Source organism: Paenibacillus sp. P2(2022), from assembly GCF_029522175.1.
Lineage (GTDB): Bacteria > Bacillota > Bacilli > Paenibacillales > Paenibacillaceae > Paenibacillus > Paenibacillus polymyxa.
Genome location: NZ_JAKWFI010000002.1, coordinates 840,092 through 860,590 on the forward strand (window position 1 = coordinate 840,092; position 20,499 = coordinate 860,590).

The 20,499-nt window shown below is 46.2% G+C and carries 20 protein-coding genes; 18 read left to right on the top strand and 2 right to left on the bottom strand.

Translation table 11 applies throughout. The features are described 5' to 3' along the window. Window positions 1-4: 4 nt before the first annotated feature. The 10 genes from MMB75_RS11220 to MMB75_RS11265 all read left to right on the top strand — a co-directional run bounded on the left by MMB75_RS11220 (window position 5) and on the right by MMB75_RS11265 (window position 10,422). A complete protein-coding gene (locus tag MMB75_RS11220; RefSeq protein ID WP_016821030.1) occupies window positions 5-847 on the top strand; it encodes a hypothetical protein in 843 nt (280 codons plus the stop codon). A 5-nt stretch (window positions 848-852) separates the two neighbouring features. Then, window positions 853-1,389 (top strand): WXG100 family type VII secretion target, encoded by a 537-nt coding sequence (locus tag MMB75_RS11225; protein WP_013370786.1) that lies wholly within the window; start codon window positions 853-855, stop codon window positions 1,387-1,389. Window positions 1,390-1,645: 256 nt separating this feature from the next. Beyond that, window positions 1,646-1,921, top strand: a complete 276-nt coding sequence (locus tag MMB75_RS11230; RefSeq protein ID WP_007430133.1) for a WXG100 family type VII secretion target — start codon at window positions 1,646-1,648, stop codon at window positions 1,919-1,921. A gap of 202 nt (window positions 1,922-2,123) precedes the next feature. After that, window positions 2,124-4,169 (top strand): serine/threonine-protein kinase, encoded by a 2,046-nt coding sequence (locus MMB75_RS11235; protein ID WP_025364681.1) that lies wholly within the window; start codon window positions 2,124-2,126, stop codon window positions 4,167-4,169. Window positions 4,170-4,254: 85 nt separating this feature from the next. Then, window positions 4,255-5,007, top strand: coding sequence for a vWA domain-containing protein (locus tag MMB75_RS11240; RefSeq protein WP_013370788.1), 753 nt, complete (start codon window positions 4,255-4,257; stop codon window positions 5,005-5,007). A 12-nt stretch (window positions 5,008-5,019) separates the two neighbouring features. Next, a complete protein-coding gene (locus MMB75_RS11245) occupies window positions 5,020-5,856 on the top strand; it encodes a hypothetical protein (RefSeq protein WP_025364682.1) in 837 nt (278 codons plus the stop codon). 265 nt (window positions 5,857-6,121) lie between these two features. Beyond that, window positions 6,122-6,931 (top strand): SDR family oxidoreductase, encoded by an 810-nt coding sequence (locus MMB75_RS11250; RefSeq protein ID WP_017427968.1) that lies wholly within the window; start codon window positions 6,122-6,124, stop codon window positions 6,929-6,931. 406 nt (window positions 6,932-7,337) lie between these two features. Beyond that, on the top strand, window positions 7,338-7,871 hold the full coding sequence (locus MMB75_RS11255; RefSeq protein ID WP_045243837.1) for a PadR family transcriptional regulator: 534 nt from the start codon (window positions 7,338-7,340) through the stop codon (window positions 7,869-7,871). A gap of 5 nt (window positions 7,872-7,876) precedes the next feature. Beyond that, window positions 7,877-9,259 (top strand): MFS transporter, encoded by a 1,383-nt coding sequence (locus MMB75_RS11260; RefSeq protein ID WP_045243836.1) that lies wholly within the window; start codon window positions 7,877-7,879, stop codon window positions 9,257-9,259. 788 nt (window positions 9,260-10,047) lie between these two features. Further along, on the top strand, window positions 10,048-10,422 hold the full coding sequence (locus MMB75_RS11265; RefSeq protein ID WP_025364688.1) for a DnaJ family domain-containing protein: 375 nt from the start codon (window positions 10,048-10,050) through the stop codon (window positions 10,420-10,422). A gap of 63 nt (window positions 10,423-10,485) precedes the next feature. Here the strand turns inward: MMB75_RS11265 and gluQRS are convergent, their stop codons facing one another. Further along, complete coding sequence (gene gluQRS / locus MMB75_RS11270) at window positions 10,486-11,481, bottom strand: tRNA glutamyl-Q(34) synthetase GluQRS (protein ID WP_080942654.1); 996 nt, start codon at window positions 11,479-11,481, stop codon at window positions 10,486-10,488. Window positions 11,482-11,824: 343 nt separating this feature from the next. On the opposite strand from gluQRS, the gene hrpB reads away from it, so the two are divergent. The 5 genes from hrpB to MMB75_RS11295 all read left to right on the top strand — a co-directional run bounded on the left by hrpB (window position 11,825) and on the right by MMB75_RS11295 (window position 18,204). Continuing rightward, a complete protein-coding gene (gene hrpB, locus MMB75_RS11275) occupies window positions 11,825-14,353 on the top strand; it encodes an ATP-dependent helicase HrpB (RefSeq protein WP_045243834.1) in 2,529 nt (842 codons plus the stop codon). A 119-nt stretch (window positions 14,354-14,472) separates the two neighbouring features. Beyond that, entirely contained in the window at window positions 14,473-15,057 is a 585-nt protein-coding gene (locus MMB75_RS11280; protein ID WP_017428324.1) for a general stress protein, read from the top strand. 269 nt (window positions 15,058-15,326) lie between these two features. Continuing rightward, window positions 15,327-16,499, top strand: a complete 1,173-nt coding sequence (locus MMB75_RS11285) for an acyltransferase (RefSeq protein ID WP_025364690.1) — start codon at window positions 15,327-15,329, stop codon at window positions 16,497-16,499. 318 nt (window positions 16,500-16,817) lie between these two features. Then, on the top strand, window positions 16,818-17,180 hold the full coding sequence (locus tag MMB75_RS11290) for a replication termination protein (protein WP_013310011.1): 363 nt from the start codon (window positions 16,818-16,820) through the stop codon (window positions 17,178-17,180). A 19-nt stretch (window positions 17,181-17,199) separates the two neighbouring features. Next, complete coding sequence (locus MMB75_RS11295) at window positions 17,200-18,204, top strand: Gfo/Idh/MocA family protein (RefSeq protein WP_017428326.1); 1,005 nt, start codon at window positions 17,200-17,202, stop codon at window positions 18,202-18,204. 115 nt (window positions 18,205-18,319) lie between these two features. Here the strand turns inward: MMB75_RS11295 and MMB75_RS11300 are convergent, their stop codons facing one another. Next, window positions 18,320-18,889: a TraR/DksA C4-type zinc finger protein gene (locus MMB75_RS11300; RefSeq protein ID WP_025364691.1), complete on the bottom strand. Its 570-nt coding sequence runs from the start codon at window positions 18,887-18,889 to the stop codon at window positions 18,320-18,322. Between the two features lie 143 nt (window positions 18,890-19,032). Here MMB75_RS11300 and MMB75_RS11305 point away from each other — a divergent pair, with 143 nt between their 5' ends. The 3 genes from MMB75_RS11305 (at window position 19,033) to MMB75_RS11315 (ending at window position 20,467) form a co-directional block, all read left to right on the top strand. Next, window positions 19,033-19,410, top strand: a complete 378-nt coding sequence (locus tag MMB75_RS11305) for a DivIVA domain-containing protein (protein WP_016821045.1) — start codon at window positions 19,033-19,035, stop codon at window positions 19,408-19,410. A gap of 97 nt (window positions 19,411-19,507) precedes the next feature. Then, the gene (locus MMB75_RS11310) at window positions 19,508-19,942 is read left to right on the top strand and encodes an Rrf2 family transcriptional regulator (RefSeq protein ID WP_013310015.1); all 435 of its coding nucleotides are present in this window, start codon (window positions 19,508-19,510) and stop codon (window positions 19,940-19,942) included. A 24-nt stretch (window positions 19,943-19,966) separates the two neighbouring features. Continuing rightward, complete coding sequence (locus MMB75_RS11315; RefSeq protein WP_025364692.1) at window positions 19,967-20,467, top strand: metallophosphoesterase family protein; 501 nt, start codon at window positions 19,967-19,969, stop codon at window positions 20,465-20,467. Window positions 20,468-20,499 lie beyond the last annotated feature (32 nt).

A 20,499-nucleotide genomic window follows, 5' to 3' on the forward strand; every position in this document is an offset into this window, starting at 1 on the left:
CATAATGTTAACGTTTCAAGCTTCCAAGCAGAAGTTAATAACCCTCAAGGCAAAGGAACTGTTTTTTCTGGCAGGCGTATTGGGTTCTGACAGACTGCTTGGGGTGGAAGATCCGTTTAAGGGCTATCTAGCAGAGGAGTTGGCGGAAGAGTGGGAGCAGGTCAAAGCTGCTCTTCTGGAAAAAGGTTATCTGAAGCAGGCCGATAAGGGTAAAGAGCTGGCTATGCCTCCTACCGTTTTTTCAAGAGTTGCTATCGCGGGATTATCCAACAGGGCTTGCCGTATACGCTATGTAAGGGGAGGTAAGCAGTTTGAAGGCTATCTTCATTGCACGAATGAGCGTGTGGTGGAGCTTGTGAAATCAGTTGACGAACCCGATGAATATCGTCTGTACGATCTGGGTAATGTGGAAAAGGCTTGCGAAACATTGATTGATAAAATGGGCTGGGTTGATCGGCTTGTACCTGAATCTCCCGCGCTTATGTTTTCCAAGCAGGCCTTTAATAAAATTTACGAGCAATCTGCAGGAGAAAGTTTGTCTCAAATCAGCAGTAAGCTAACTGAGGCTAGCGGAGATGAAGAGGGAGCAATGAGACTGGCTCAGTCTTTGAGTTCCCGTGTAGCCGAGGGAGAATTGCAATTGCTGGTCTGGAACGGCAGAGAGTGGGAGTCACAACGGGCAGCTTTTGTCCTTTGTCCTGCAATGAACTGGATATTTCGGATGAGCTCTGCGGGTAACGGAGACTGGTTAATTGCAGCTATGGCTTCGAGAGATCAGTTTGTGGACTTATTATTGAATTGGTTGAAACAGTCGGCAGTGACTGAAGAAGTGACAGAAGAAGGGTGATGGATATGCGCATTCGAGTTGAACCGGATGTGCTTCGGGGGCTTAGCGGGCAGCTACAGCATGCGGCGGAGCAAATTCAACAGTTAACAGCAGGTTTGGAGCAGGCGTTACAATCGCTGGATTGGGATGTATCTGCACGTGAGGCGATCTTGAATCAGTGGATGCAAGCCAAACGAATGTCAGAACAGATTCATGCTTATCTCCATACATCAGGTACACAACTGAACCGAAAGGCAGAGCAGTTTCAGTCTGTTGACCACAACTATCAAACGATTCTGCCATTTGCCAGCCAACCATTGGGACGACCCGTCACGATGCTCGATTGGTCGAATCAACAATCACCGTCTATTCTGCCTGGGCAAGCTTCGGAAGGAAGCAGTCTAATTTCAAACCCGCAGTCTGTCGTACATGCTATTGCAGGTGTACAGCCTTCGGATGTGGGCACCTTGCATCAGGATATTCTGAAGCAGGCGTCTTCTAGCAGTCCGCAGGATTGGTATTTTACTGATCCGTCTATAGCAAGAGATCAGCCTGTCGCTTAGTTCGGATCGTTCCGGGATATTTGGATCGGCCTGTAATCCATATGAATTTGTTATACCATTCCCGGTTTTATGGGACTAATATGGGACTTATTAGGTGGTTGTTTTATTAAGATTGTACTGTTAGATGCTGTTTTATAGTTAAAAAGTGGGATTATTGCAATTAGGTCCTTTGCCTTTTGTAGGGGATTAAATAGCCATAGTACAATTTGAACCAGCTAAACAAAAACATTTTTTATCATCAAGGAGGACGCAAAAAATGGCAGGACGCATTTTAATTACCCCAGAACAGGTTGATCAGGTAGCTAACCAATTTAAACAAAGTGGTGAGCAAAGCCAGCAGATCGTTTCCAGTTTGACTCAGTCCATCTCCGGTATGGAAGGTCAATGGGAAGGTATGACTAAACAACGCTTTTTCCAAGAGTTCCAAGAAGCAAGCAAACAAATGCAAGCTTTCGTAACGACTTTGAATAGCATTAGCCAAGAATTGACAGCTATCGCTAACAAATTCCGTACGGTTGACCAAGCGAAATAAGTTGTCGTGCCTGATCGGCATTAACTTATCATATATCACTCTATAATGAAGCAATATGTGAACCTATTCCTCACGGTTTGGCACAGATTGTATAGGAAAAACCGGGCGATCTTCGGATACCCGGTTTTCTTGCCATCCATAGACGTATATAATAAGGTGAGGAAAACTAGCATACTGAATGATATAAGGAGAGGGATGTTTCATGTCTTTTCAACCGAATCCGGGAGACGAATTGATCATAAACGGCACAGCTTATGTGGTTGGACGACATCCCGCTGCACCCGGTTTAGCCTATGCACAAGCAGGGAGGCAGGGAATTGTATACCAGCTGATTGCCAAAAACGGAGCACCGCATGAGGCGAAAGCCCTTAAAGTGTTTTTTCCGAAGTTCCGCATCCCGGCTATGGTTTATCAATCTGAGCATATGGAAACATACGGGGATATTCCCGGTTTGCAGGTATGCAAGCGTGATGTGCTCACTCCAGAAAGAAACGGAAGTCTGATCGCTGAGCAGCCTGATTTGCTGTATGCGGTGCTGATGCCATGGGTTCATGGTATGACATGGTTCGATTGTCTCACAGATCAGCGTCAGCTTGAGGCTTCCGATAGTCTGGCTTTAGCCAGAGCACTGGCAGGGATCGGTTCAGCGATGGAGCAAAAAGGATTGGCTCACTGTGATTTATCGGCGCCCAATGTTATGCTTCCGTTTTTTTCTGAAGTGGAACTGCCTGAAGGCACGTCAGCTGTGGAATTGGTAGACGTGGAGCAAATGTATAGTACCAAAATGGATCGTCCAGATGCACTATTGGCAGGATCGCCAGGGTATGCTGCACATCGTACCGTTCACAGCGGGTTATGGAGCGCGTATGCAGACCGTTTTGCAGGAGCTATCATTATTGGAGAAATGCTAGGCTGGTCTGACCGTGTGGTGGTCGATAAAGCGTGGGGCGAAAGTTATTTTGATCAGCATGAAATGCAGACGCCTTGCGAACGTTATTTTATTTTACGGAAATCGCTTGAAGCCCGCTGGGGTAGCAAGGTGGTAGAGCTATTCAGCCGTGCTTGGGATAGTCAGGATCTAAGCAGTTGTCCTACCTTTGGCGAATGGCTGGTTGTACTTAATGCGGTTACTGAGCAGGAAATTCTAGTGGAGGATACAGAAACGGAGCCAGCTGCGACAGATACAGTCGGTGTGGCTGCTGTGAGCGGCGCTTCCAGTGAAGCGGTATCCTCGTTGGCAACACCTGCCCCGCTCAAAGCTGAACAGGCTGAAATGTTAAATCAGGCTGCCCTAGAGCAGGGAGAGCGTGGAGTAACGGACAAGCTGTTTCGACAGGCACGTGAACTGGAGCAGCAGAACAAACCTGCTGCAGCGCTGGAAGTATATCGTTCGTTGTATCACTTTGTAGAAGATGGCAGTCCTCTGCATGTAGAAGTGTCGGCTGCGATCACAGGACTGGAGGAGCAGCTGAACCCCAAGATGCCAGAGCAACCTGAGAAATCGAAAGCCTGGTATCGCTCCAAAATGTTTATCGTGACAGCATCGGCCGCAGTCGTTCTGTTGGCAGCTGGAATTCCAACTGTGAGTATTCTTGCGGATCAGTCTAATCAGCGACAAATCGAGGCTGCAAAGCAAGAAGAAGCAGTGAAGGCTGCAAAAGCAGCCGAGGAAAAGTTGGTAGCTGAGCAGGAGGCCGCTCAAAAATCGCTAACGGAGAAACAACGTCAGGAAGCTGAACAGCAGGCTAAACAACAGGCTCTTGCTGCTCAAAAGCAACAGGAAGAGCAGAAGAAACAACAAGCCCTGATCGCTCAACAGGTTAAATATGAAGCTTATCTCGCCCAAAAGGAACAAAACAAGCAGGCTGCTGCCAAGTTGGCGAAGCAAAAAGCATATGATCAACAGGAAAAGTATGAAAAATACCTGGCCTTGAAAAAGGAGCAGGAAGCTCGTGCCGCCAAGGAAGAAGCAGCTCGTAAAGCAGCAGCTGAGGCGGAACAAAAGCGAAAAGATGCTGTACAGGCACGTAACAAGGAGAATGTTCTCCAGCTTATTTCCCTCTATAACAAGGCGTATGCTTCTCAGGAAGGTGGAAGCACCGCGAAGGCCAAGAGCTTTGCCAAACGTTTTAGAGCATTATATGATAGCAATCCTTCTTATTATCGTTCAGTAGGTGAAGTGGGCTATCGGGCTTCCTCTATTTATAACTTTTTAGGAGATACGAATTTTAGACTGCCTAAAATTTGATGTTTCATATGTTTATATAATGGCGGAATGATAGATTAGGAAACAGATACAGATCGAAGGTAACTGAGGGGAGCATGTACAAACCATGAATTATACAATACAGGCTTCACAACGTACTCCCGCCCTGATCATTTACCTAATTGACATCAGCGCGTCGATGAACATGCTGATGGAAGGGCGGCGACGTATTGACGTTGTATATGAAGCTATATCGCTGGCGATCCGACAGATGGTTTTCCGATCGACCAAGGGAAATCGGTTGACTGCGCGCTATCGGATTGCAATTTTGGCTTATAGTGACGACGTATATGACCTGCTGAATGGTGTCAAGGGAATTGATGAAATCGCGGCTATTGGATCGTTGCCTGATTTGACACCCAAACGATTCTCAGATTCAGCAAAGGCCTTCTTGCAAGCTGAACGTATTTTGCAGGCGGAATTACCAGGGATGCAGGATTGTCCTGCACCTTTGGTCTGCCATATGACAGATGGTGTTTCCACAGGCGATGATCCGGAACCGATTGCGAAGCGCATTATGAATATGAGTGTACCAGATGGCAATGTGCTGGTGGAAAATATATTTTTATCCGACAGGTTGCTGGAAACGCCTATTCAGGACCCCCGTCGCTGGAAAGGTCTGACGCATAATACGCCGTTGCAGGATGAGCATGCTGTGAAATTACGTAATATGTCTTCTGTACTTCCTGAAAGCTATCGGGAAATGCTGTTTGAGGCAGATTATCAGTTAGGTGAAGGAGCCATAATGATGCTGCCTGGAACCTGTGCGGAACTGGTGTCCATTGGTTTTCAAATGTCAGCTGCAACGCCTGTACGGTAAGGAGGTAAAAGCATGAATCCACTGCTGTCCCTGCTCCCCACGAGCAAAAAAAAGGGATTGAATGCAAGGCTGACTCAGCAATTTGCTTACATAAGCTCTCAGACAGGCGATCAGCCTTTATCATCTCATCACAGTCGTTTTATGTGTCGTTATGGCTATGGAAGGTCTGCTGAATCTGCCAGTATGGGAGAAAGCGGACAGGATTTTGCCGCAGTACGTATTCATAAATCTGTCTGTTGTTTTGTCTTGTGTGATGGTGTCGGGCTCAGTTACCGAGGAGATTTTGCAGCTCGCTATCTGGGTTCTTCTTTACTGGATTGGATGGAACAGAGACAGGATCTGTCTGCTAATCAATTAAGGGAGTATCTTGAGCGTCTGGCAGGTGCAGCTACTGAGGAACTGGATCGGCAGCCTCTGGATCACGAATCAGGCTTAATGCGTTCAGTATTGGAAGATAAACGTCGACAGGGAAGCCAGTCCATGTATATTTGCGGTAAAATCGAACTGCCGAAACGAGGTACCCGTGGTCGTCTCCGACTTGCCTGGCAAGGGGATTCACGTTTGCGATTGTGGAACGGTACGGAAGAAATCAGCGAACTATTTAATCATACCTTCTCTACTGCGGAACGCTGGTCTACAAGCCGTGGACCGATTGGAGGGAAGCCGCATTGGTACGAAAGAAGCATACCCGCAGATATGCCAATGAGATTACAGGTATACACGGACGGTTTGTCCGATTTAGATCCTATTCGCGAGCCTGTCCCTGATGAGCAGATACAGGTATTACTTGATGCGTCTCATACCGGGGGACTTGATGATGATGCGGCATTTATTGAGCTACAGTGGTAAATGAATAAGCCAAAGGACGTATGCATCCATATCGATGGTTGTAGAACGTCCTTTTTTGATAGATACATAGAAAACTGCGAATAGGTAAGATATTTACGGAATGTAACGAGAGAGAAGAAGAAAAGATGCACTAATGCACGAAATATTCAATCTTTTCCTGAATATCGCAAAGGAACAGCAAAAAATGCGCAAAAATGGTGATTATAAAGTATACCCTTTTGGGTAATCTTGTGATTATACAGATTATTGAAAGGGAGCGATACGTATGAGCTATACATATGCAGGAGGCGCGCGCTTTGAAGGCAAAACTGCTCTAATTACGGGGGCTGGTTCTGGCATTGGCAAGGCAACGGCTATTCAAATGGCTAGAGAAGGGGCAAATGTCGCTCTTTTTGACGTAAGTAATGATCGCATTTTGGAGACGGAAAGAGAAATTAATGCCATACGTGAAGGGTCAGCCCGGGCTTTTGACGTGGACATTGCCGATCCGGTGCGTGTGGAAAAAGCAGTGCTTGAAGCGGTTGAATTGTTTGGCGGGCTGCATATCATCTTTGCCAATGCGGGGATTAACGGGGTCGTCGGACCAATCGAGGAGCTGAGTATTGAGGATTGGCGGCAAACCTTGTCAACGAATCTGGATGGCACCTTCCTGACGGTGAAGTATACAATACCACATTTGAAAAAGAACGGTGGCGGCAGCATTATCATTACCAGCTCGATTAATGGAAATCAGCGCTTTACCAGTTTTGGGATGTCAGCCTATAGCACATCGAAGGCAGGTCAAACCGGTTTTGCAAAAATGGCAGCCCTAGAGCTGGCCAAGTTCCGTATTCGTGTCAATGTCATTTATCCAGGGGCCATTTCGACAAATATTGATGAAACCACGGAGAAATCGGAAGGGTTGAAGCAGATTACCATCCCTGTGCAATTTCCCGAGGGAGATCAGCCGTTAGCAGATGGACCGGGACAGCCCGAACAGGTTGCTGATTTGGTAACATTCTTGGCCTCTGATCATTCGCGTCACATCACTGGCGCACAAATTGTGATTGATGGGGCAGAGTCGTTATTGTTTTAGAAAATGGAGTATTCTCTGGGACAGAGAAATGTTTTGTGGTATCTTAAGTGTACTATATTGGTTACGGTGCGAATGTGAAGCTCACATAAAAAACAGATCCTTCGCACCTCGGAATTTGTAGAAATAAATTCATATTCACTTTTATCGTTAGAAGTCAATAGTGGATTCAAGCTTTTTAAGCATCGTGTTTTTCGAAAATGCAGGAATTGATACCATTAGGGTATTAATTCCTGCATTTTTGTTGTCGCACTCTATACGCGTGGGATTGGAGTCATCATATCGCTACCATTCGCGGTCGGTAGGATGCTTTGCAACATAGCTTTTAAATTTGTTATACAAATAATTCGCATTATATATCTAAAAGATATATAATTGATGTATCTAAAAGATATATTGGGGGATTAAAATGATGAACGAATTTTTTATTTTAGGTGAATTAATGGAAGAACCTCAAAGTGGTTATAGTTTACGTAATGCATTACAAGCCACTTTAGGACGTCATAGAAAAATTAGCTATGGCGTGATTTATCCCCTACTTGAAAAATTAGAGAACAAAGGTTTTGTACAAATAACTAATGTAGAATCAGACGGAAAAAATAAAAAGGTTGCTACTATTACAGATAAAGGAAAGGAACGTTTTTTTGAACTAATGAAAATGCCTGTTCCAAGTGGGGCTCACAATGCTGATATCTATTTAATAAAGCTTGATGTGATGCAGCATCTTGCTCTAGATGAACAAATACAACTATTAGATCAATTCTATCAGGAACAAAAAGATATCGTAGAAGATACGCAAGACGCACTACAAGAATTAGCTGAGGAAGATTCAAAAGATCACTGGTATGCAAGTAAGAGGTTTGAGTTACGACTACAGCAAGCAAATGTGGCAATTGAATGGATTGAGAAATTTAAACACGAATTAAAGAAAGGAGGGTGGTAAACAGAATGACAAAAGAAATAAAAATAGCCTTGTTAATGGCTGCGAGTCTCTTTATGGAGATTTTAGATGGAACAATTGTAACTACCGCACTACCTAAAATGGCTCAATATTTTCATACAGGTTCGGCAACAATTGCTTTACTCATCAGTGTGTATTTGATTACAGTTGCCGTTTTTATCCCTTTGAGTGGATGGATGGCTAATCGATTCGGGAAAAAGAAGATTTGGATTATTGCTGTTATTATTTTTACCCTTAGCTCATTAGGTAGTGCAGTAGCACCAAGCTTCACTTTCCTTTTAATAATGAGAATTATACAAGGAATTTCTGGTGCTTTATTGACACCTACAGCAAGACTGATTGTATTAGAAAAGACACCGCCCTCACAGCTATTGAAAATGTTTAGTTATCTCATTTGGCCTGCTCTTGTAGCACCCGCAATAGCACCATTGATTGGCGGATTTATTGTTACTTACTGGAGCTGGCAGTGGATTTTTCTGATCAATGTGCCAATAGGTTTAATTATCGTATTAATCGGTATAAAATTAATCGATGCTGATAAGATAAATAAAACAACAACTTTTGATCTTTTGGGATTTTTAGAAATTACCTTTTCATCCAGTATAATTCTAGTTGGAGCAGAGCTAGCCACTCACGGAAAAAATTATTGGCTTAGTGCAATAGGATTAATTATCTTAGGCGTGATACTAGGATTTATAGTATTCAAGCACTTGAAAAAAGTAGACAATCCACTATTTTCACTTGATGCATTAAAAATAACTTCTTTTAGAATCTGCCAGACAAGTGGTTCTGTTTTGTGGCTATGTGTTGGGGCATTGCCATATATCCTCACAATTTTTTTACAAACGGTCTTTCACTGGTCAGCAGTAAAAGCAGGTAGTTATGTGTTATTTATTTTTATTGGAAATATTGGAATCAAACCTTTTACCAATGCAATTATTCGTAAATTAGGCTATCGTGGAGCATTATTGTCATCATTTGTGATGATATTTATTACATCAATTGCTTTAGCTTTCATTCAAATTAATACTTTTCCTATCATGATCATGTTTCTTGCATTAGTCTCAGGTGTAGGACGATCACTAGCCTTAACTGCTTACAGTGGACTGAGTTTTTCTGAAGTAGACACTAAAGATCGAAATAGTGCCAATACTTTGAATGCTGTCGTTTCAACATTAGCTCAAGGGATGGGAATATCACTTATGACAGTTGTTGTGGGTTTATTACAAATCTTCTTCCCAATTACTATCGCATATGAACTAGGTTTTGTGTTTCTTGGTCTATTGATGATATTCCCAGCAATTGAAGTACTGTTTCTACCTAAAAATATTGGTCATGCAACAATCGGCGTTGCATATGTAAAAAACTGAGTATGTTCTTGTATGGTTCTAATCTTCATTTCTTATCGTCTTAGAGTGGGTTTGGTCGGGAATGTTAGTGATACCCCTCACTTCGTGTACGTGCATGGATGACATGAAAAAAGAAGTCTCGTATTGTGACCCGCCCAGCAGTAAATAGTACAAATTCCTTTTTAACGGATTCCTTATTCAACAAATTCCCCCTTACTTTTGTGCAATAATTAACTAACATTGCTATGGTTGAAGTATAACTTAAGATAGGAGTTGCTTATGAGAAGTTTCATGAGTAAGTTTCTAAAGCGTTATGCATCGATTTTGCTGAGCTACGCAATAGTTATAGGATTATTTTACGCTTTGGGATATAAGATGAGCGCTATGGGCTTCTTTGCAATTTTCACAGGAATTGTGATTGGATTAATAATCAACTTTGTATTATCAAAGCGAGAGAAATAAACCCATGTATCCCTTGATTGCATCCACATCAGGGGATTTTTCATGTTACTAAAAGATCGAATAGAGTTTCTGAATGGAATTTCTATATCTTTTACTGGTGAGAATGCACATAGAGAAATGAATTCAGTCATTGTCAACACTATGGATACTTTACTTGGATCAATCCAATCATTTTAGGATGTCGCTCGTCCAACATGTCATGTCTCATATATGTGCTTGGGATCGAAGAATAATCGGTTTTCTCCTACAGGAATACAGGACAACCTCATTATATGTAAGCAACAGTGGCAAAGGACTCCCGGTTTATTTAATATAGATTGTACATAGGACGCTTATTACAAGGAGTGATGAGAATGTTCTCTAGAATGGCAGAGCAGAAGATTGCCGAGGCGATGGCCAAAGGTGAGTTTGATCATTTGCCGGGAGAGGGCAAGCCACTGGTGATTGAGGATTTGTCACATGTTCCAGAAGAGCTGCGGATGTCGTACAAGCTGTTGAAAAATGCAGGTATTTTACCGGAAGAGCTACAGCTGCAAAAGGAATGTGTCCAGTTACGTGATTTGCTTCACGCTTGCCATGAGGCAGGAGAGCAACAGCGGATCAGTCGCAGGCTGACTGAGAAATCACTTCGTCTTCGTATGCTGCTGGAGGAAAGAGGGCTGAATATGTCGTCTGTATTTTATGAATATGAGTCTGCTGTGCGTCAGCGACTGGAGGAATAACAGCGAGAGGAGCAAAGGGCGGAATGCCCTTGCCCATACACTTTCTTTCCGTGTTTTATCTCATTACCGTTGCAGTGCAGATAATTTCGTGAGGCATTGCTTGGTCAGGATGACTGGCTCCCGAGGCAGCTTGTCCAAATGAAAGCCATCGATTAAATCCATAGCCTTCACAGGCTCAGGAGAATCCAACAGCCCGGAAAAATAGGCGAGCCAGCCAATGACGGCTTCCGGTGTAATTCCTTGCCGACGCATGGCTCGGAGTGCTACGCCACCATGTCGTTTGGCCAGTCTACGTCCATCCGGACCCAGGACAAGGGGGACGTGTGCGAAACGTGGCGGCACTAAGCCCAGTGCTTGGTATAACAATAGCTGACGGGGAGTCGAATCGAGAAGATCATATCCGCGCAGCACATCGGTCATATGCATATTCGCATCATCGACGACGACGGCAAGTTGATATGAAAACATGCCATCCGCCCGTTTGATGATAAAATCGCCCCCCTCCGACGCACGGAAGGATACATGACCAGCTACCTGATCATGAAAAGAAATAATATCATCTGAATGCTGCGGTACTTTAAAACGAAGTGAAGGGAGTTTATGCTGTGCTTTAGCTAGAGCTTCTGAAGAGCTAAGGTTACGACATGTCCCTGAATATGCAGGTCCTTCACCCGACAGTCCGTGCGGAGCATGGGCGGCAGCCATAATGTCTGCCCGACTGCAAAAACAAGGATACAGTAAATCTTGCCCCTGGAGTTTCTCCAATGCAGATTGGAAGCGTTCCAGTCGCTGGCTCTGAGTGTAAGGACCATAGGGACCGCCAATGTCGGGTCCTTCGTCCCAATCCAGCCCGATCCAGCGCAAATCCTCCATAATTCCTTGCGCCAATGCGCTGCAAGCTCGTGTCATATCAATATCTTCCATGCGCAAAATATAGGTTCCGCCTAGGGAACGAACATGCAGCCAGGATAATAAGGCGGTGCGAGCGTTTCCTAAGTGTATCCTTCCCGATGGTGTTGGGGCGAATCGTCCTCTAATGGGTTGGGTTTGTAATTCCATACGAAGTTACCTCGATTCTGTATTCCGTGTTTCTACAATCCGTCCTTTAGCAATCCATATCAACCATATTATAAAACGATCTTGCCGCGAGTGCATCCCGACAAGTATAGGAACTGGCACGGGAAAGTGTGCATACCTGCGAGGACCAGACGGCAAATTTAAATATCTGTATAATAGATTTAGAAGAATCATGCACGACAGATGAGATGAAATCCCTTTGCTGTGGACCAGTTTAACATTTTTTATTCGCTTTTCAATAATTACAGGTAGTGAAAAATTCACAATAGAAAAAGAATTCAAAACTTAGATTCTACGCCTCAAGCGTATCATTGGAGAGATTTCATTGACAGATAAACAATTGCCTATTACGCAAGTCATCCCCGAGCTTAAGCATGCCTTGCTATCCCATTCAGCGGCGGTCCTGATTGCACAGCCGGGAGCGGGGAAAACAACAGTAACACCATTAGAACTGCTGCATGAGCCGTGGCTGGCGGAGCAAAAGATAATTATGCTGGAGCCGCGACGCTTGGCAGCACGTGCGGCAGCAGCGCAAATGGCAAGGGCGCTAGGCGAGTCAACTGGGAAGACCGTAGGTTACCGGGTTCGTATGGATACAAAGGTAGGACCAAGCACGCGGATTGAAGTGGTTACGGAGGGCGTACTGACCCGGATGTTGCAACTTGATCAGGCTTTGGAGGGAGTCGGGCTGATTATTTTTGATGAGTTTCACGAACGCAGCTTGCATGCAGACTTGGGCTTGGCACTTGCCCTGCAAAGCCAGGCGCTGCTGCGACCGGATTTGAAAATATTAATCATGTCTGCCACCCTAGAGGCAGAGCCTGTATGTAGACTGCTAGGGGATGCACCCTTACTGGAGTGCCCAGGCACCGTATTTCCGGTAGAAACCTTGCATATGTCCAAGCCTTCGTCAACCTCATTAGAGTCTTTTACGGCTGAGACGGTAGAAAAGGCGCTTTATGTCCATGAAGGCGATTTACTGGTGTTTTTACCAGGGGCTAGAGAAATTCATAGAACAGAACGAGAACTGATGTCCAGAAATTTACCAGACTACGTCAAAATCATTCCGCTGTACGGCAGCATGAAGCTGGAGCAGCAAGATGAGGCAATACGCCCGTCGGCTCCGGGCAGCCGTAAAGTGGTATTAGCCACCTCGATTGCCGAGTCCAGCTTGACCATCGCCGGGATTACGGTGGTGATCGATAGCGGACTGTCACGCGAATCAGTGTTTTCCGCGCGAACCGGCATGAGCCGTTTGACCACCGTTAAGGTGTCCAAGGCCTCTGCCGACCAGCGGCGCGGGCGGGCGGGTCGTCTCCAGCCGGGCGTATGCTATCGGCTATGGAGTGCGCAGGAGCATGCCGCGCTCCCTGATGCCAGCCGCCCGGAAATCGCGGCGGCGGATCTGGCCCCGCTCGCGCTGGAGCTGGCGGCCTGGGGCGTGCGCGAGCCTGCCGAGCTGGCCTGGCTGGATGCTCCACCTGAGGCGGCGTACCTCCAGGCAACAGGTCTACTGCGTCAGCTTGGCTGCCTGGAAGTCGCAGCCGATGGCACAGCAGGCGGCATCACCGCGCATGGGCGCGAGGTATCCGCCTTGGGTACGCACCCGCGCTTAGGACACATGCTGCTGCGCGCAGCAGCTCTCGGCCTGGCCCCAACCGCCAGCCGTCTGGCGGTGCTGCTGCAAGAGCGGGACCCGTTCCGTGCTCATGGCGGAACGGATTTGCGCCCGCGGCTGGATGCCTTGCGCGAGGCGGCTCACGCCCGCAGCACGCACAGCCTGCTGGGAGCGGCAGACGATACGGTGATTCGTCGTATCGTGCAGGAGAGTCGGCAGCTGCTAGCCACGCTGCCGACCACAGCCGCATTGCAGGACGAGCCTGACGGCTCCGCGGCCTGCGGGCTACTGCTGGCCTTTGCGTATCCGGATCGGATCGCGCAGGTCCGAGGGGATGGCCGCTTTTTGCTTAGCGGCGGCCGGGGGGCGCGACTCCGACAAGTGGAGTGGATGTCGCGTTCACCCTATCTCGTCGCCGCCGAAGTGGACGACGAGGGAGCAGATGGTGCCATTCAGTTGGCGGCACCGATTGAACTGCAAGAGCTGATCCAGCATTGCAGCGATTTGCTGCTGGAAGAAGCCAACGTATACTGGGATAGCTCCGCTTCAGCCGTGAGAGCTCGCAAGGTACTTCGGCTGGGCTCGCTTATCCTAAAGGAAGCGTCCTATGAGCGACCTCCGGCAGAGGAAATCGCTGCTGCCTTAATGCAGGGTGTCCGGGAACGTGGTCTCAAACTGCTGTCCTGGAATCGGCAAACCCTTCAGTTGCAGGCGCGTCTGATTTTTATGCACTTCTCTGCGCCCGAGGATTGGCCTGACAGCTCGGAATCCGCGCTGCTGGATTCACTGGAATCGTGGCTGCTGCCATTTGCAGTTGGTGCCAAAAATTTAGCTGATCTGCAACGACTGGACGGTAGTGAATTGCTGCTTGGCAGATTGAATTGGGAACAGCGACAGCAGCTCGAACAGGAAGCACCGACGCATATACGTGTAGCCAGTGGTTCTCGTATTCCTGTCGATTATTCGCAACCTGAGGCACCTTCACTGGCCGTGAGACTACAAGAACTGTTCGGCATGAAGGATACGCCCCGTATTGGACGCGGACGAGTTCCGATTGTGCTGCACCTCCTGTCACCAGCCCAGCGACCTGTGCAAGTGACATCCGACCTGTCCAGCTTCTGGAGCGAGGCATATTTTGAAGTCAAAAAGGACCTAAAAGGAAGATACCCCAAGCATTATTGGCCAGATGATCCACTAGAAGCTGTGGCGACTAATAGAGCAAAGCCCAAGCGATAATCGGCAATCGAACCTGGAATAGACATCACCGCGAATTTTGTAAAATCGTTTAAACGTCAGGATAGTGGGGTAATAAAAAAACGAACCACTCAACAACAACATATTGGGAGGTAACTATCATGGCTAATAACTTAAACGATTATAATGAAAAGAAAATTGTTGGTGTTTTTGATACCGAGCAGGAAGCATCTCGTGCAATTGGACAATTGCAGAGCAAAGGCATCCCAAGCAGTGAAATTTCTGTGATCACACGTGACCGTGACGACTTAAGGACGATTAGTGAAGAGACAGGCACCAAAGCACCGGAGGGTGTGGCTACAGGAGCGGCTACTGGTGGTGTTGTAGGCGGTGTCGCTGGATTGCTGGCAGGCATTGGTGCCTTGGCGATTCCAGGTATCGGACCTATTCTTGCAGCTGGACCTATTGCGGCTACCCTTACCGGGGCAGCTGTCGGAGCGGGAGCAGGTGGCTTGGTCGGTGGGCTGGTCGGACTAGGCATTCCAGAAGATGATGCCCGTCAATACGAGACATACGTCGATCAGGGCAAGATTTTAGTGCTGGTGGATTCCGCTGATCATCACAGGGATGTTTATGATATTTTCCGCACCAATCGTTCTCTGAATGCGGATCGTTACAGAACATATGATGATACGGTGGCGGATTCGCGGACAGGTGCGTACACAGATACTAGAAGGAACCTGTAAACACCGAACGGCTACTTGAGGACGTGATTTAACAGGCTTTTCTATCTCCTTTGTATACAGAGTATTTCTACAGCAGCAGTCTCCCCGAGAGGGAAGACTGCTGCTTTTATGTGTTAACTACTTATTGAAACCACTTAAGTCAGATGATGCTTGGCTTGCATTGGCACGTTTATCCTCCTATATATTTTTATAGAATTGTCGTTATAATAGATTTGGGGATTTTACAAAAATCCTGGATTATAAATTGCTAGATGCAACAGGAGAGTGACATGAGTCAAAAAGAGAGAATTTCCGAAGTTGCTTTGCTGAGAGGACTGGCTTTTGCAGCCGTTGTTCTTCAGCATTCCGTCGCACACTATGCGGTTGCGCAGGGGGCGCGCATCCAGGACGGAGTTGTGATGACACTATTACTACTGTGTGCCAAATTTGCAGTGCCTGTGTTTGTGTTTATTACTGGAATGGTGCTATTTTACAATTATGATGGAGCCTTAAAGTATGGAACGTTTTTACGTAAACGATTCATGGACATCATTGTTCCTTATATTATATGGTCTCTTTTATACGAGTTGGGGAATCAGCTTGCGCAAGGTGGAGAGTTAATTCACCCGTTAGATTTTGTCCAGAAGCTGTTGAACGGGAAAAGCAGCTATCATCTGTGGTATATCGTTATGATTATTCAATGTTATGTGCTATTTCCCGTGTTTCGTTATGCTGTACGTCGTTTGTCTGCGCTACTGCCTTCAACATGGCGACCCACCGCATTGGCTGGATTCGGCGTACTCTATATTTTGCTTATGTTCGCGGTTGGACCCGTATATCAAGTGATGGATCAGCTCCAGCTTCCCGTCATTTCTTCTTGGTTTACCATATATGCTGACCGGAATGTGATCTATTTTTTCTTTTATTTTATATTAGGAGCGGCAGCCGGAATGAACATCAAGCGTTGGAATGCTTGGGTCATCAAGGCACAGTTGGTATACTGGCCGTTGTTTATCGTGATTACAGGGTACTTGCTGTATGAGATGATTGGTCAGTTCCAGACGCCGCAAGGTACGGTTCTTTCCTTTAATTACTTGTCTCTGCTACGTCCGGTCATGGCTGTATATTGCATCACGTCTATTTTTGTAGCTTATCGGATAGCAACGTGGATTGCTCACAAGGGAGGACGTGCGGCGAGGGTGCTAACGGCCATCGGAACATTGTCCTATGGAGCGTATCTGATGCATGCCTTTATGTTGCGCGCAACCTACTATTTTGATAGTGCGTTGTTTGCCGATTGGAGTCACGTTCTTCGTACATTGGCTTCATTTGTTCTTTGTATGATCTTTTCCATTGCTGGAACATGGGTGCTGGCACATTTGCCTTTGGGTAAATGGATTGTGGGTCTTCGGATTCGTCCTCGTCCGGCAGGAAGTCCGCCAGCCATACAAAAGCAAGCTTGATTCAGCGATCAAGTTACATTATTTCACAAAAAGTATCCCGAAGCCCTCAGAAGAAGGCCGAGGGATACTTTTTTAAATGTTATTATGCTATTACAATACATGAAAAATTCACAATAGAAAATCATAAAATCACCCCTCAGCGCTACGCACACTACCCTAGAATGCTTCATTCCATAGCTCTCGTCATCTTAACACCGGTCACAAGGGAGGGAGAATTCTCGTAAGCTCTCATATTTATGAAAGGAAATAGTCTATGGACGCAGAGTGGTTTATAATGGAAGATAAGAGACTTGAATAAGGTGTAGAGGAGGTTGTGAAATGGCGTTTATGATATCCCAGCGGGCTTTTATCAAAATTTATCTGATCACAATGGTAGAGAGGCATCGCGGATATGGATATCAGATGCTCGAATCGATGAAAGATGAGTTTAGTGGTTTCGGATATGTTCCGCCTCAAAGCGAGGTCTACCGGGCACTGCATGAACTGGTTCAGGAAGGCGTTTTTTACCGTACCAAACGATTAAAAGGAACAGACCCGCGTGTAGATTTCCAGGAGATTGTGCTCTATCATTTCACAGACGATGGAGAGGAGAAAGCTCGGCTGTACAAAAAGCAGGTCAAAGCCGACCTGGACCGTTGCTTAGGTATGCTGCATAAAGCGGAACAAGACAACTATTCCTGACGACGAAAGGATGAGAATGATGGGTAGAAAGCTGAAATGGGGAATTTTAGGCACGGCGGAGATCGCCAAAATCGCTGTAATTCCGGCGATTCAGCAATCCGAACGCGGAGAAGTACTTGGAATTGCTAGTCGTAATGCGGATAAAGCCACTGAGGCCGCCCGGGAGTTCGATATTCCGAGAAGTTATGGAAGCTATGACGAGCTGTTGGCCGATCCCGAAATCGGAGCAGTGTATATACCGTTGCCGAACCATCTGCATGAAGAATGGACCATAAAAGCAGCGGAGGCCGGCAAGCATGTTTTGTGTGAAAAACCATCTTCTCTTAGCTCGGCCGGGACAAGCCGTATGATTGAAGCATGTCGCCGTGCAGGAGTGACTTTTGCAGAAGCTTTTATGTATCGCTATCATCCCAAACATCGAAGAATTAAGGAAATCATCAATAGTGGAGAAATTGGTGACATTCGCGGCATTCATTGCACGTTTACATTTAACAATACCGATCAGGCAGATAATGTGCGCTTTAATAAAAGCATGGGCGGTGGCTCGTTGTATGATGTGGGCGTATATCCGATATCAGCCGCTCGTATGTATTTGGATCGGGAGCCGGAGGCAGTGACGGTACATGCTTTATTTTCCCCGGAGCATGACAACGTTGATATGATGGCCTCCGGTCTGCTGGAATTTCCGGGTGGAGTCAACCTTACTTTCGATTGTGGCATGTGGGCAGCCAACCGTTCCAACATGGAAATTCTCGGCAGCAAGGGTACGATTGCGATGCCCAAAATGTTCGGTTGGGAAAGAACGTCTGTCGTACCGCAAATTTTCGTTCACGTTGGTTCGGTTACGCGTGAGGAACGTCTAAAGGGTTTTAATTCTTTTGAACTGCAAGCTGATGCTTTTGCCAAAGCCGTGCTTGACGGTATTCCTTTGCCATATGAGCCAGAAGATGCGGTTAGTAATATGAAAGTGATCGACGCCTGTATTGAATCAGCTCGCAGTCGTAAACGGATAGAGATTGGATAAGCAGGATTACCGTATTCCCAGAAGGCATAAAAAGGCAGCCTGTCCCAAGGACAAGCTGCTTTTTTAGATGAACCAATACATAGGTATTTTTAATGAGTCTTTGCACATTCGAGCATTACATATTTTCATCATAATCTGTGACATCACGCTTGGCGGCTGTCGCAGGCGAATTCGATGTGCCGTATTTTTCTACTGCGTCCCATGCGCCCGCATCGTCAAATCGTCCTGCATTCCGTTGGCGAACCTCACCTGCACCTTTGGGCGGCGGAGTCATAACCTGTTCCTCGATTGGACGGTCATTCGATAATTCCCGTGTTGGCGTGTGCTCGACGGTATAGGCTGTATATGGAATGGCTTGTAACCGTTCAAAAGGAATTTCTTCGCCGCTCTCCACACATCTTCCATACGTCCCATCTTCCATCCGTTGCAGGGCTGCATTAACCTGCTCCAGTTCGTTTTCCAGCGACTCGTTAATCGCCAGGTCACGGGATCGTTCAAAGGTTTCCGTCCCTATATCAGCAGGGTGGTTATCATAGGATGAGAGTTCCCCTGTGGAATCTGTCAGTGTTTCTCCCAATTTCGTATTTTCCTGACCATTTTGTTTAAAATGTTTTTCTAAATCCTTTTTCTGCTCCAATAACATATGTTTCAGCTCTGCAAGCTGCGAATCGTTCAAATGGTTCATGATCATCTCTCCCCTTCATGGTCTGTATGAGTGGCGTGTATGCTCTTTTATACCCGTTCATAGACCCTAGCAATCAGCAGAGACTTTTATTCCCAGCCTAGAATGTGATATAAAAAGAATAGTGTGTTAAGGAGGGAAAACCGATGGATGAACATATGAAGCGTCGTCTGGATAAGCAAAAGCAGTTGTTTAAACAACTGGGCATTCAGCTGGACGCGCTCTCCATTCATGAGAAACAGTTCAAAAATAAAATGCGCGGCTATGATCCGGATGAGGTGGATGCCTTTCTGGATGAAGTAATCAAGGATTATGAACGCTTTTATGCGAATATAGCCGACCTGATGGACAAGTGGCAGGAGCAGCAGGCAACCATACGTGATTTGAAAAGTGCACCCAAGCCTGCCACCGACTTTAATGCACTTGACCGACGTCAACTGGAGGATATCATTAAGCAGTTGGAATATAGTGTGCGCCAATTAAAAGTGAGAGTACGCCCTGAAAATGACTATTTTCCGGAGTAAGGAATAGTTAGCACTGTGTCGTTGCCTCTATTGTGGTATGATGGAAACATGCATTTTACCAAACATTTAATGAGGCACACATATAAAGGTGGTTAACATGAGTACCCATTTTTCCGTTAGTATCCATTGTCTGCTTCTTCTTGCCGAAGGGGCACCCGAGCGAATGACTTCGTCACTTATTGCTTCCAGCATCAATACCAACCCGGTAGTTGTAAGAAGAATTATGAGCCGACTTAAGCAAGCGGGTCTGGTGGATTCGTCACCAGGAGCGCGCGGCTTTCGTCTAAGCATGTCGAGTTCAAACATTAATCTGAAAATGATCTATGAAGCGACCAAGGATGAAGGTCCGTTGTTTGCCATTCATACTGACAGCAATCACAATTGCGAGGTTGGCAGGAACATAGACGCTTTGTTGGATGGTTTATACACCGTGGCAGAGCAGAAAATCCAGGCGTTTTTCGAGACCGTTACGTTGCGAGATCTGGAGCAGGCGCTCCAACAGCGGGTTGGGCAACAAAGTTCATCCGTGTAAAGACGCCGGTAAGGAGAAATTGATATGAAAATCATCGTACTTTCAGACACTCATATGCCACACAGAAGCAAAACACTGCCTAGTCGGCTTGTGCAGGAGTTAAAAGGCAGTGACCTCATTCTCCATGCCGGAGACTGGACGGATTGGTTCGTATATGAACGTCTAGCTGAATTTGCCCCTGTGAAGGGCATTGCCGGAAACAATGATGGAACCGACATCGTGGAGCGTCTAGGCTATCAACGAATCGTTGAAGTCCAAGGCAAGCGGATCGGCATGGTTCATGGTCACGGCTGGCGCGGCTCGACAGAGAATATCGCACTGAATACATTTAAGGGAGAAACATTGGATTGCCTGATTTATGGACATTCGCATATTCCTGTGGTCAAAAAGATAGATGATCTGCTTGTCCTTAATCCGGGGTCTCCGACGGACAAGCGCGGTGAAGACGAATATTCATTTATTGTGCTGACGATTGAAGACGGGCAGTTAGAAGCACAGCTTGTTCTTTATCCAGATAAACATTGATATAAAACCAACAACTGTTGATTAAAGGGGAA